This window comes from Providencia sp. PROV201 (genome assembly GCF_028479545.1).
Lineage (GTDB): Bacteria > Pseudomonadota > Gammaproteobacteria > Enterobacterales > Enterobacteriaceae > Providencia > Providencia huaxiensis.
In genome coordinates this window covers 1-13,915 of record NZ_JAMPNW010000005.1, presented here as the reverse complement: position 1 = coordinate 13,915, position 13,915 = coordinate 1, and the positions used below count along the sequence as shown (strand labels likewise).

The following is a 13,915-nucleotide window of genomic DNA, read 5'->3' as shown; positions in this document are numbered from 1 at the left end:
TTAATGAAAACACATAAGTGTAAACAGGTAAATATACTTAATTGATAATTTGAAAAGATTTATCTATGGAGGTGATTTCAACGATAATAGCAAAAATCATAACAATCACATTTAAATCTTTTAATCTTCTACATGTATTCGAAGTAATTCAAGATTATTAATAAGTATTTATTACATTTTATCAATAGGATATGAATACTAGCAACCAATGTCTTTCACAATAAAACAAAAAATGAGACTGCGGTCTCATTTTAAAACTAAACCAAATGATACCATGGTCTCATTATGATGGAAAATTCAACGCTCGTTTTACTCTGAAAGGGTTGTTCTATGAAAAAACATCCGGGTTTTATTTATGTTGTAACGACGCTTGACACTAAAAGTGCTGAACTATTTTATGTCAGTGAATTAATCAAAAACGCCGGATTAGCGGTACGTACCGTTGACCTGACAACACAGCCAACGCAATTAGAAAAAAACGCAGATATCAGCGCACATACCGTTGCAAGTTTTCATCCGCTCGGCACTGAAGCCGTTTTCTGCGGTGACCGTGGTAAAGCCATTGAAGCCATGGCACATGCTTTCAGCCTTTATCTTGCCGCACAAACAGATGTTGCCGCTATTCTTGGCTTAGGCGGGTCAGGAGGAACAGCTCTCATCACACCGGCCATGCAAGTATTGCCTGTGGGTATTCCAAAATTAATGGTTTCCACTATGGCTTCAGGGGACATTTCTGGTTATATCGGTGCGAGTGATATTTCAATGATGTATTCCGTCACTGATGTATCAGGTTTGAATATCATTTCTCGCAAAGTATTAAAAAATGCAGCCAATCAAATCGCAGGAGCTGTTTGGTTTGATGACGAAGAACAACCGCATGACTTAAAACCAGCAATTGCACTCACCATGTTCGGGGTAACGACCCCATGCGTACAACAACTTACAACACAGTTAGAGGCGCAATATGACTGTCTAGTTTTCCATGCGACAGGCAGTGGTGGTAAAGCCATGGAAAAACTGATTGATAGCCAATTACTGCATTCAGTTTTAGACATTACAACCACCGAAGTGTGTGACCACTTATTTGGTGGCGTATTGGCTTGTGATGAAGACCGTTTCGGTGCTATTGAGCGTACTCAGACCCCTTGTGTGATGTCTTGTGGAGCCTTGGATATGGTGAATTTCGGCCGTCCTTCCAGCGTGCCTGAACACTGTCAAGATCGCTTGTTTTATCACCACAATGCTCAAGTCACTTTAATGAGAACGACCAAAGAAGAAAACCAACAAATGGGTCGTTGGATTGCAGAAAAATTAAATCGTTGTCACGGTGAAGTGCGCTTTATTATTCCAACAGCAGGGTTTTCGGCATTAGATATTGACGGTGCTCCATTTTGGGATCCTATCGCAGACCAAGCCTTCATTGATGCTTTAACCGAAAATCTAATCATAACAGAGAAAAGACAGCTTATTTTGAGTCCTTATCATATTAACTCCTCCGAGTTTTGTGACCAGGTTATTCAGCTTCACCAGGAAATTTTGAACAAATAATAGAGGTTAACTATGAAACATAACCGCGCAGATTTATTAAAAAAATTTAGAGACATGATTGCTCGGGGAGAACCAATCATCGGTGGTGGCGCAGGAACAGGGCTATCAGCTAAGTGTGAAGAAGCGGGCGGTATCGATTTAATCGTTATCTATAACTCAGGCCGTTATCGCATGGCAGGTAGAGGTTCACTTGCAGGCTTATTAGCCTATGGCAATGCAAATGAAATCGTTATGGATATGGCAAAAGAAGTTTTGCCCGTAGTGAAACATACTCCTGTCCTTGCCGGTGTGAATGGAACAGACCCATTCTGCCAATTCGATAAATTCCTCGATGACATCAAAGCAACAGGCTTCGCAGGGGTACAAAATTTCCCTACCGTCGGGCTAATTGATGGTAACTTCCGCGCCAATTTAGAAGAAACAGGAATGGGCTATGGGTTAGAAGTTGAGATGATCCGCCTCGCTCATGAGAAAGATTTACTCACTACGCCTTACGTTTTTAGTGCTGAAGATGCAATTGCAATGACTAAAGCCGGGGCTGACATTATTGTGCCACATATGGGGTTAACGACCGGGGGAAATATTGGAGCTGAAACCGCACTGACGCTCAAGGATTGCGTTCCACTAATCAATGAATGGGCAAAAGCGGCAAAAGCAGTACGCGAAGATGTGATTGTTCTGTGCCACGGTGGCCCGATAGCCACCCCTGAAGATGCTGAATACATTTTAGCCAACTGCCCTGATTGCCATGGTTTCTATGGTGCCAGCTCAATGGAGCGTTTACCAACAGAAGTAGCATTAACTGCCACCACACAAAAATTTAAATCAATTACACGTTAGTTTTTTTACTTTATGTTTTGCCAACACCAGGCGCCTACTTCGGTAGGCGTTTTTTTTATTTTTTAGCTGGGTTTAAATAGCGCCATAACACCCAGAGTAATGATGTCGAATAATATAAAACCCCAAATTGGATAACCATTAATGGGTTTTCTGTCGCTCCAGTCATCTTGAGCATGCCATAATAGTTATTTTGCTCCAAATACTGTTCCGTTAACCCACCTTGCGGTAAATAACGACCAAGCAGCATGATAATAATAAAACACGCGACATAATGACGTAATTTGGCAATGCCTTCATCAAAAGCATTAAAATGGCTATTCATATCATTAGCCTGTTTTCGTCCAATAATAATACGATTAATTAATGTTGCGGCATAAATATAGAGGATCGCAGAGGAGTTAATTTGTGTGGTATGAAAAATATACGCAACGCAACCTAAAATCGCGGCAATCACAATAAAGAAAAAACCTTTCGCCACAACAGCCATCATGGTGCTCATATGAATCAAAATAAATTCAAATAATAAAATCAATACCATGTTGTAAATAACAGCCACCCCAGACCATTGAGGTGAAAACCAAAGTGACAACAAAAATACAATATAAAAAATAGTGAGCCCGTGCTCAACCAATGTTGGCAACGTCCCCATTATTCCTTGCGGTTCTTCTGATTCAAGAAAATAATGTTTTTTGTTCGTCCCTATAGTCGACGTATTTTTGCGAGGAGTTTTCCTTTTTTTTATCTTTCTAGCCACAAAGTTATTTCCCTTTTTCCTGGTAAATAGAATGCCCTTTGCATAAAAAATGCATTAAGCAAGCCATAAATACAGGCATACCAAAGTAGAGCACGCCAAAGGCAAAAGCCACATGGGGTTTATCTGGGAATTCACCACCGCTAGAGATACTCGAATAATAGCCAATAGACCTTAAATATTCAGGCGTTAACCCGCCATAAGGCACGAGGAAAGATAAAATTAACACTGAGAAAATACAGAACATAAAATTAAGTGCCATTAATGCTGAATAGCCCATATTTTCTGAACGTTCTTGCTCTGTTCGGCTGGTTAAACCAAAAAGCATTCGATTTGCAACAGTGGCACTGTATAAATATAAAATTAATGGGGAATCACCTAATACTGACATATTAATGGCCAGTGCAAAAAGACCATAGAAAAGAGCAAATAACGTTAATATTCTCCAATCACGAAATACCGCCATAAAGACGCCCGAGTGAACTAAAATAAATTCAAAAATCAGGATCAATGTCAGGTTATAAATAATTTCTACCGTATAGTATTCAGGAAAAAACCATACCGATAAAATAAAACCAACATAAAATAATGAAAAACCGTAGTTTATTATTTTAGAAAAAGCACGAAGAATACTGAAAGAGTGCGAATTCTCCTTCACACTTTTTACTGAAGATTGTTTTGGGAAAAAACCTTGGCTTTTATCTTTCCCACTCCTTGGTGGCTTTACCATTACCTCACTCCATGCCATCAATACCACTTTATTAATAAGCTACTTGATAATACAAAAAATAAACAGTGGTTAAAGTCTGAATGATAGACTCGAGACAGGATAAAGTGTAAAAAATATCGACAAGATGGCATGAACGTAGAAACGCCATGCCACAGATAGACTAAATGGAAATTAAACCAGTTTGGCGATCAGCGTATCTAAGTCACCTTGTAAGAAATTTACCGGTGGAATTTCAATCACAGTATAGGCGCCTGCGGCTTGTTTCATCGTCGCTCGTGCGGCAGAAACCATAAATTGAGACGTCAGTGCAGGGTTATTAATGCGCATTGAATATTCGAACAACTGGTTATGTGTTGCCCCTGAAACGCCTTTATGAGTCATGTGCACACCGTGCCCAACATCTTTTAGTGCATCAATGCTATCCACCTGACGAATATGTGTTTCATCAGAAGAAAAGTAGCTGTCTGCTTTAATCGCTTGAGCCACTTCATCGAACTTAGCGCCACCGTCTAATTCAACATAAACCATACGACGATGAACCCCTGTTCCTAATGGAATTGTGACAGAAAGTGCATCTTTTACGCCATTGATAGCCTTAGCGGCCACACTGTGCCCCATACTCATCCCCGGACCAAAATTCGTATAAGTTACCCCTTTTGGTGCCATTGCTAACATCAATGTACGCATAATCGAATCAGAACCGGGATCCCATCCGGCAGAAACAACCGCCACGCTATTATGCTGCTTCGCGATATCATCTAAGCTACGTTTTAAAGCCACAATATCCGAATGTACGTCAAAGCTATCAACCGTATTAATTCCCAAACTTAAAATTTTTGCTGCTAATGGGCCGATTGCACGCGTAGGTGAACAGAGTAGCGCAACATCAACTTTTCCTAATTTTTCAATATCATCAACCACTTTGTAGGCTGAAAGTTCTGCAGGAATATCTTGTGTATTACGACGAACTACCCCGACTAACTCAAAATCTTCAGCGGCCAGAACAGCTTCTAGTGCATAGCGACCAATGTTACCGTAGCCCACTATTGCTGCTTTAATTTTTGTCATTTTTGCTCCTATACAGTTCTGATGTTGCTTATTAAATTATTTATAGCGAAATTGAATTTAACAGAATAATTAAAAGTAAACAAAACATTAGCCTAATTAAATCAGACGCATTTTAACCCTATTTTCATTATTGAAATCCATGTAGAATTAGCCACTCAGAAAGCTTTCCCTAACATTCATGAATATATAAAGGTTCTCAATGCATCAATCCGATGTGACTGAGCGGTCACTCTTTTCGCTCAGCTGGCCAATTTTTATCGATATTTTTCTTCATTTGGCCACATTATTAATTAATACCTATATGGTCAGTCACGTTTCTACTGCCTACCTTGCTGCTATGGGGGTGGGAAACCAAGTATTTGATCTATTTATCACTATTTTTAACTTTATTAGTGTGGGGTGTAGCGTTGTTATTGCCCAGTACCTTGGGGCAGGGCGTAGAGAAAAAGCCAGCCAAGCAATTCATATTTCAATCGCTTTTAACTTTATTCTTGGCTTTTCCAGCGCATTAGTTGCGTTATTTTTTGGCTATAGCATTCTAACTATCATGAATATGCCATCACATTTAATGGCTGATGGTTATACTTATTTACGTATATTAGGGATTTGTTTAATTCCAGAAGCAATCTCAATTATTTTAGCAGCATGCTTGCGGGTTTATGGTAAAGCGCAGCCTGCAATGTGGGTCACATTAATCGCTAATGTAATTACCGTATTTGGTAACATCATTGTGCTTTATGGTTTCTTCGGCTTACCTCAATATGGGCTGGAAGGCGTTGCTTGGTCAACTGTCGTAGGGCGTATTGTTGCCGTTATTTTACTTTTCTGCCTACTGTTTTATGGGCTGAGAATTAAATTTGTCCCAATGATGTTAATACACTGGTCACGGAAAATATTGGGGAAAATTTTACACATTGGATTACCCTCTGCGGGGGAAAATCTCGTGTGGATCCTCCATTTCATGACCGCATCTGCATTTATCGGTTTAATGGGGGAAACGTCCCTCGCGGCACAAACGCTCTATTTCCAATTGTCATTGTTTATCATGTTGTTTGGGATCTCTATCAGCATTGGTAATGAAATTATGGTTGGTCACCTTGTTGGCGCAAAGCGCTTTGAAGATGCCTATAGGCGCGGTGTAAAAAGCCTTAAAATGGGTTTTTACGTAACAATTGGTGTCGTTATCGCCTTTTGGTTATTCCGCGATCCTATCTTAAATAATATTACGGATGACCAAGGTATTATTAAGGTACTGCTGCCATTATTTTTACTTTCGGTGTTCTTAGAGCCTGGCAGGACAATTAATATCGTGATGGTAAATGCCTTGCGTGCTTCTGGCGATGCTCGCTTTCCGCTATGTACTGCCATTATTTTTATGTGGGGCGTTGCTATCCCATTAGGCTACTTCTTAGGCATAAAAATGGAGATGGGTCTCTTAGGCATTTGGCTAGGTTTCTTTGCTGATGAATGGCTGCGCGGCTTAACCAATGCATGGCGCTGGCGCTCACGTAAGTGGCAAAGTAAACGCCTTGATGTAGAAAACTAACCTTTTCAATTATCACTTGGTCCTGTCGAATTTCATAGGCAGGACTTTTGTGACAAAGCTCAAAGTTAGAAATATTTCATTTTTATAGTTCAAATTAGAGATAATATTTCTCCCCACTCTCTTTAAATCCCCTAACTTAGTGAAGTTTTTCTCCAGACTGTTGTTTAAAATAATAAAATTGAAAAAGATTTTATTAAGGGGATTTGCCATGCATGCTCAATCACAACCACTACTTTGGCAATATTTTATCAACGCAGTAAAACAAGAAGTAAAACCTGCCTTAGGTTGTACTGAGCCGATTTCATTGGCATATGCTGCCGCCAAAGCCGCTTCATTACTTGATGGAGCCGTGATCCGTGTCTGTGCTTTTGTCTCCCCTAACCTCATGAAAAATGGCATGGGTGTAACTGTACCCGGAACAGGTATGGTTGGTTTACCTATTGCCGCAGCCCTTGGCGCAATTGGCGGTGATCCTGAAGCGGGTTTAGAAGTATTAAAATCAGCATCTACGGATGCTATTGCATTGAGTAAAAGCATGTTAGCTCAAGGGGCTATTACCGTTAATATCAAGCACCCTTGTGATGATGTCATATACTCCGAAGCCACGGTATACACACAAACTGGATCCGCAACCGTTATCATTGCGGGGTCTCATACGAATATTGTTAAAATGATCCACAACAATCATACCGTATTTGATGCCACGACAGCTCAACCTCATCATGAATCTCCTGTTGACTGTGCGGCAGACATCCCACTGCCGCCAGTCACCGCTAAATCTGTTTATCAATTTGCTACCGAAGCGCCATTAGAAGATATTCGTTTTATTCTTGAAGCGGCCCATTTAAACGAAGCCTTATCTCAAGAAGGTTTACGCAATGTTTATGGTTTACATATTGGTAAAACATTGCAAACCCAGCGAGATCGTGGCCTGCTTTCAAAAGACTTAATGTCAGAAATTATGATCCGTACCTCTGCGGCCTCTGATGCTCGAATGGGAGGGGCTGTATTGCCAGCCATGAGTAATTCAGGATCAGGTAACCAAGGTATCGCTGCAACCATGCCAGTGGTTGTCACGGCTGATTATTTACAATCTTCCGAAGAACAACTGGCTCGCGCCTTAATGTTGTCGCACCTAATGGCGATTTATATTCATAATCAGCTCCCTGCATTATCGGCACTGTGTGCCGCGACAACCGCAGCGATGGGGGCTGCGGCAGGCATCGCCTGGTTACTCGAGTCCCGATATGAAGTCGTTGCAATGGCAATTTCCAGTATGATTGGTGATGTTAGCGGTATGATTTGTGATGGTGCGTCAAACAGTTGTGCCATGAAGGTGTCAACCAGTGCGAGTGCCGCTTATAAAGCCGTGTTGATGGCATTAGATAATAGCTGTGTTAGAGGGTCGGATGGTATCGTTTCTGATGATGTCGACCAGTCCATTGCCAACTTATGTTCTCTAGCAGCGGGGTCTATGAAGCATACTGACGTGCAGATTATTGAAATTATGGCCGCTAAAGCGCGCCCTTAACGCCGTAGCGTTGTTGGCTGCATTCGCCAACCCTAGTCACATACTTGTGTATGCCCCTAGGGATTATTTCTTTTGCCGTCTTGCTACGTCGCTAATTCTTCGTCCTTAACGCCGTAGCGTTGTTGGCTACATTCGCCAACCCTAGTCACATACTTGTGTATGCTCCTAGGAATTGGCTCTTTTGCCGCCTTGCTACGCCGCTAATGACTTTGAATTTCTTTTTTTGAATTGTTCTATTTAGAATTAACTTCTAGGGCTGCGAATTTTTCGCGGATCATCTCTTCTGGTAGGTCAATACCAATAAACACTAATACACTGCGGCGTTGTTCATCAACGTCCCAGTCTCTATCCCAATCCGCACTGTAAAGGCGCTGAACACCTTGGAATAGCAACCGCTTTGGCTCATCCACAATGGAAAGTATTCCTTTATAACGCAGTAAATTATCAGCAAAACCAAGTAATAATTCTTCCATTACCTGAGAAACTGCCATCAGTTCAACAGGGTAATTAAATTCAAGGACAATCGAGCCCACTTCATTTTGTTGTTTAGGGGCGAAACGGAATGTCGGTTGTTTGACATTCAATTGTGAATCCAATAAAAAGCCTTCGATGTCCAATAATAAATTCAGGTCGATATCACCGTGAATAACGGGGTAAATCGGTGCCCTCGCATTAATACGTTGTAAACGTTCAATTAAAGCCTCATTATTTGGCTCAATATCGGTTTTGGTCAATAAAATACGGTCTGCATAGCCAATCTGCGCTTGGGCAATGGCGAAATCATTCAATTGTTTATCAGCGTGGACAGCATCCACTAAGGTAATAATGCCGTCTAATACATAACGTTCACATAAGACTTCATGGGAAAAAAAAGTTTGAGTGATCGGGCCTGGATCTGCCATGCCAGTGCACTCGATGACTAGACGGTCAAAGTCTAATTTTCCACTATCAAGGCCATCTAATAGGTCTAATAAGGCATTTTCTAATTCATTCGAACGGCTACAACAAATACACCCATTACTTAATGTAGTAATTTGTGTCGCACGATCACCAATTATTGCGTTATCAATGGGGACTTCACCGAACTCATTTTCAATCACTGCGATTTTATGACCATGCTCAGCATGAAGAATATGGCTAAGGAGAGTCGTCTTACCTGCACCGAGAAAACCGGTTAAAATTGTTACGCTAATAGGTTTCATTATTGCCCTCACACTTCATTGATTAACAGCAGCGAAATCCGCCTTTACCACTACCACCATACCGTGCATCTTGTCTTTCGCGAAAAAACTCTTTATATGTCATCACGGGTTTATCTGGGTGATTATCACTCATATGCTGTACATAGGTATCATAATCAGGAATACCAATTAACATTCGTGCGGCTTGCCCGAGGTATTTTCCTGTTTTGCCGAGATTTCCAAACATCAGCCTCTCCAATACAAATGCCCTACATCATGAGTACACAATGTAGGGCGACCTTTCATTTATCAAACACCTTTCGATGTTCAAATTCGTTGAAGGGTAACTTAATGTGAAGATGAAACTTTCACGCCCTCTTCAGGTACAGGAACATAAGGTGTTTCTTTGTCTGTACGCTCTGGGTTTTTGTATGCTTTCATCCCAACACGGATACCGTAGAAAATGATACCGTAGACAACCACTAAGAATAGAATACTCAGGCCTGCGTTGGTGTAGTTATTAATAATAATGTGATTCATATTAGTAATTTCTTGTGCAGTTAATTCTGCACCACCTGCCGCAATCTTATCTTTATAAGATTTCGCTAAGTATAGGAACCCTTCCAGTTGTGGGTTATCACTGAATAATTTCAGTCCTAATGCCCAAGTTGTACAGATTAATAGCCATACCGCAGGTAAGACGGTCACCATAATGTATTTACTGCGTTTCATCTTAATCAATACAACTGTACTTAAGATTAAAGCAACAGCGGCTAACATTTGGTTCGAGATACCGAACAGAGGCCATAGGCTCTTAACACCGCCCAGTGGGTCAACAACGCCTTGATACAATAAGTAACCCCACAGGCCAACACATCCCGCTGTACCGATGATACCCGCAACCAGTGAATCAGTTTTCTTCAAGAACGGAACAAAGTTACCTAATAAATCTTGCAGCATAAAGCGGCCAGAACGGGTTCCTGCATCCAATGCAGTTAAGATAAACAGAGCTTCAAACAGAATACCAAAGTGATACCAGAAGCCCATATTTGCCGCAGGCATGATTTCATGGAAAACATACGCAATACCTACTGCTAATGTCGGCGCACCACCTGCACGGTTTAACACCGACGGCTCACCAATATCTTTAGCTGTTTGCATGATTTGTTCAGGTGAAATCACAAAGCCCCATGAACTCACTGTAGCAGCTGCATGAACAGATACATCTTTGAGCTGAGCCATGATAGCTGCGCCATCTGGGCCACCCAACTCATGCAAGTTAGGCATTGTAATACCCAACGCTGCCGGTGGTGTATTCATTGCAAAATACAGACCTGGTTCGATAATAGAAGCCGCTACCAGTGCCATAATCGCAACAAATGACTCCATTAACATTGCACCATAACCGATGTAACGCGCATCTTTTTCGTTTGCTAATAACTTAGGTGTAGTACCTGAAGAAATTAACGCATGGAAACCGGATACCGCACCACAAGCGATGGTAATAAATAAGAATGGGAATAGAGTACCTTTCCAAACAGGGCCGGAGCCATCAACAAATTGTGTGACTGCTGGCATTTTTAATTCAGGGTTTAGAATAACGATACCAATCGCTAAACCAACGATAACCCCAATTTTCAGGAAGGTCGCTAAGTAGTCACGAGGCGCTAAAATCAACCATACAGGTAATAATGCTGAGATAAACGCATAACCCACTAATGCATAAGTAATTGTCGTGTCTTTGAATGTCAGTGCTGGGCCCCAGTATGGGTCGTGAGCAATCACGCCACCAAACCAAATAGAAGCCACTAACAGAACAATACCGATAACAGAAACTTCACCTACGCGTCCCGGCCGGATATATCGCATATATATCCCCATAAACAATGCGATAGGCACCGTTGACACAACGGTGAAGACACCCCATGGGCTTTCTGCCAAGGCTTTCACCACTATCAATGCTAATACAGCAAGGATAATGATCATAATTAGGAAGCACCCAAAGAGCGCCAGCGTTCCCGGAATTGGGCCAAGCTCCTCTTTAACGATTTCCCCTAATGATGCACCATTACGGCGTGATGAAATAAATAACACCATGAAATCTTGCACCGCACCGGCTAACACAACCCCCGCAAGCAACCATAAGGTGCCGGGTAAATAGCCGACTTGAGCCGCAAGAACCGGTCCGACTAATGGCCCTGCCCCTGCAATCGCGGCAAAGTGGTGACCAAATAGAACATTTTTATTTGTCGGAACATAGTTTAACCCATCATTATTAATGACGGCTGGAGTCGCACGTGTTTCGTCCAGCTTCATCACTTTCTTAGCAATATATAAGCTGTAATACCGATATGCGATGAGATACACCGCCACAGAAGCGACGACAATCCACAGAGCACTGATGTGCTCACCACGTCTGAGTGCGACTACCCCCAAGCAGACCGCACCGATTATTCCTAGGATCATCCACGGAATGTGCTTTAAAATACCATTTTTGTTCATAGAACACCCTTCTGAGGTAAAACGAACATGCCATTGATTTTGTATTAACCACCATAAAAAACGATATCGCTGTGTTTTCATTGCTTATCATTTATCGTTGATGGCTTTTTAATTGGCAGTGGTTGAACTGTATTACATTAAAAAATTGAGCTCTGCCATGGTCTATATGGTATGAAATTACACTCTGCAAATGACTAAAGTTAGGCTAAGTGGTGACATAAGGAATTAAGCGGTTTGTTTTTTACTTTGAATGGTTTTTAGGGGGGCTAGATACGGCCAAAAGTGTGATCTATATAACTATTTTATTTTGTTTTCAATAAGTTAAAAAATAAATTTAATGTGAGTAAAATGAGAGTTATTGTAAATAAATCTCATTAATAACGTAAAATTCAAAAGTGGTTTATCTAAAACTGTATAATACCTATTTACTATTAGCGTGTAATCGTTGTCCATTTACCACCAACCCACCAACTGTGTTCACCGTCTGTTTGTGTTTCACATCCGATACCGACTTTTGCTTTTCCTGCTTCAAATGGATACGCGCAATCATAAATTGCATCAATCACAATTTCTCCTGTTATTGCGTCTGCAAAACCAATTTTATCTTCTTTGCGTATTCGATATACCCCGTCTTGTGCTTCATCAGGCCAATTATCAAAATAGTAAAGTTGGTAAATCTCTTCTCCTTTTTGGTTAAAAACAGCCAAACCTTTATTAGGTGATTTTCCTAAGCAATACTTAAATGAAGATTGTTGCTCAAAACACGCAATTTTATCTTTTTCGTTCTCTACCCATAAACTAAATTGTTGTTCAAGATTTTGCGCTGTTGATAAAACAGATATTAATCCTAGAGACATTAAACCCACTACATAATGAATCTTCATAACTTTCCTTGCTCTACTTTTACGCCTAATAGGTGATAAGAAACCAAGCTTATCTGATTTGTTCTATTGAATACTCACTTAATAAAGATAGCTGATATCCCTTTCAATGAAACTAGGAATAACGGTAAACAAAGTCTTATATAAGAATAATCTCAAGACTGAAATTGAGTCATCAACTAGAAATGATGGGGTAACATACCATGCTTATTTATCAAACCTATTCACCCATATAACATATAAGACCAAAAACCAACTATCGATATCACTTAAGACAATGAAAAACCACATAACCAATTGAAACAAATAAGAATTAACAATTATAAATCAATTAAAAAAACAGAAAAATGCATTTTCTGCCTGTTTGGCAACCTACGTGAGTAGAATTAATGTTAATCACGTTCTCCGGTGAACCTGTGTTCACTAAATAAATACTAAGACATTTAAAATTAAGTTTTTATGAAGAAGTAAATTATTTATTAAATATCTAATATTAATAAACTCGTTTTATTAATAGATTCTTAAATAATGATTGTCGGGTTGTTAATATTTATTAATAGAATAAAAACCTAATCTGAAATATGAAACTTTAAATATATATTAATTTAAAAACAAAATTAAAATTTTCCCATATACTTAGGAACTATGATTATGAAATTAAATAAACTTGCTCTGATTGGTGCTTCACTGTTGCAACTCTTTCTTCTCAAGCTTTTGCTGCTCAAGATGCAACTGTTAACTTTAATGCACGTTTAGTTGCTGCAACTTGTAATATTAGCGCTTCTAAAGACTTAATCAGCTTAGGAACTCACTCAAACGAAAAAATTGATACAGCTAAAGCATTATCAGAAGCAAACTTTAATTTAGTTTTAAATAACTGTACTAAAGTCTATGACGCTGCCACTGGTAGCGATAACGAAGCTGGAAAAGCAACTACTGTTTCTATCTTAGCAACAGGTGAAGCATTAACTGGCCATTCAGACATGTTTGCAGATGCTCAAGCATCACAAATCAGTGTTAAGTTAGCAGCTGGTAAAGATAAAGTTGCGGTTAAGCCTAACACAACAACTGAAGTTGCAGACCTGAAAGTTACTGGTCAAAGTGATTACATCATCCCAATAGTTGCAGGTCTTTATGCAACAACAACTGATGCTGTCGCTCAAAACTTAAACGTACCAGTAACCTTCAGTGTTGCTTACGACTAATAACAGTCGTCCGTTAGTTTAGCTAGTAATGCAGGCAGTAATAATTTCTTTAATGATGACCCTAACGGAGTGATTGGTGTCCAATTATTAGATGGGACTCGAGTTATTAGTATCAATCAAACACCATTAGCC

The 13,915-nt window shown here is 40.2% G+C and carries 12 protein-coding genes; 5 read left to right on the top strand and 7 right to left on the bottom strand.

What is annotated here, in order from left to right; all coding sequences use genetic code 11:
- Nucleotides 1-330: 330 nt before the first annotated feature.
- Both PR809_RS05665 and PR809_RS05660 read left to right on the top strand, forming a co-directional pair.
- On the top strand, nt 331-1,548 hold the full coding sequence (locus tag PR809_RS05665) for a Tm-1-like ATP-binding domain-containing protein (RefSeq protein ID WP_195697628.1): 1,218 nt from the start codon (nt 331-333) through the stop codon (nt 1,546-1,548).
- A gap of 12 nt (nt 1,549-1,560) precedes the next feature.
- Nucleotides 1,561-2,388, top strand: coding sequence for a phosphoenolpyruvate hydrolase family protein (locus PR809_RS05660; protein ID WP_206276232.1), 828 nt, complete (start codon nt 1,561-1,563; stop codon nt 2,386-2,388).
- A 55-nt stretch (nt 2,389-2,443) separates the two neighbouring features.
- Here the strand turns inward: PR809_RS05660 and PR809_RS05655 are convergent, their stop codons facing one another.
- The 3 genes from PR809_RS05655 to PR809_RS05645 all read right to left on the bottom strand — a co-directional run bounded on the left by PR809_RS05655 (nt 2,444) and on the right by PR809_RS05645 (nt 4,937).
- A complete protein-coding gene (locus PR809_RS05655) occupies nt 2,444-3,142 on the bottom strand; it encodes a hypothetical protein (RefSeq protein WP_195697629.1) in 699 nt (232 codons plus the stop codon).
- 4 nt (nt 3,143-3,146) lie between these two features.
- Nucleotides 3,147-3,869 carry a hypothetical protein gene (locus PR809_RS05650; protein ID WP_102139432.1) on the bottom strand — a complete coding sequence of 241 codons (723 nt, stop codon included), beginning with the start codon at nt 3,867-3,869 and terminating at the stop codon, nt 3,147-3,149.
- A gap of 171 nt (nt 3,870-4,040) precedes the next feature.
- The gene (locus tag PR809_RS05645; protein WP_102139433.1) at nt 4,041-4,937 is read right to left on the bottom strand and encodes a diaminopimelate dehydrogenase; all 897 of its coding nucleotides are present in this window, start codon (nt 4,935-4,937) and stop codon (nt 4,041-4,043) included.
- Between the two features lie 199 nt (nt 4,938-5,136).
- On the opposite strand from PR809_RS05645, the gene PR809_RS05640 reads away from it, so the two are divergent.
- On the top strand, nt 5,137-6,483 hold the full coding sequence (locus tag PR809_RS05640; RefSeq protein WP_102139434.1) for an MATE family efflux transporter: 1,347 nt from the start codon (nt 5,137-5,139) through the stop codon (nt 6,481-6,483).
- A 208-nt stretch (nt 6,484-6,691) separates the two neighbouring features.
- A complete protein-coding gene (locus PR809_RS05635; RefSeq protein ID WP_206276231.1) occupies nt 6,692-8,014 on the top strand; it encodes an L-cysteine desulfidase family protein in 1,323 nt (440 codons plus the stop codon).
- 233 nt (nt 8,015-8,247) lie between these two features.
- On the opposite strand, the gene yjiA is transcribed toward PR809_RS05635, so the two are convergent.
- From yjiA to PR809_RS05615, 4 genes are all read right to left on the bottom strand, one after another.
- The gene (gene yjiA / locus PR809_RS05630) at nt 8,248-9,216 is read right to left on the bottom strand and encodes a GTPase (protein WP_102139437.1); all 969 of its coding nucleotides are present in this window, start codon (nt 9,214-9,216) and stop codon (nt 8,248-8,250) included.
- A gap of 22 nt (nt 9,217-9,238) precedes the next feature.
- A complete protein-coding gene (locus PR809_RS05625) occupies nt 9,239-9,442 on the bottom strand; it encodes a YbdD/YjiX family protein (RefSeq protein WP_004260586.1) in 204 nt (67 codons plus the stop codon).
- A 101-nt stretch (nt 9,443-9,543) separates the two neighbouring features.
- Nucleotides 9,544-11,697: a carbon starvation CstA family protein gene (locus PR809_RS05620; protein WP_102139446.1), complete on the bottom strand. Its 2,154-nt coding sequence runs from the start codon at nt 11,695-11,697 to the stop codon at nt 9,544-9,546.
- Nucleotides 11,698-12,128: 431 nt separating this feature from the next.
- Nucleotides 12,129-12,581, bottom strand: a complete 453-nt coding sequence (locus tag PR809_RS05615) for a WG repeat-containing protein (protein WP_166265755.1) — start codon at nt 12,579-12,581, stop codon at nt 12,129-12,131.
- A 770-nt stretch (nt 12,582-13,351) separates the two neighbouring features.
- On the opposite strand from PR809_RS05615, the gene PR809_RS05610 reads away from it, so the two are divergent.
- On the top strand, nt 13,352-13,783 hold the full coding sequence (locus PR809_RS05610) for a fimbrial protein (protein WP_336298713.1): 432 nt from the start codon (nt 13,352-13,354) through the stop codon (nt 13,781-13,783).
- The last annotated feature ends 132 nt before the right edge of the window (nt 13,784-13,915 follow it).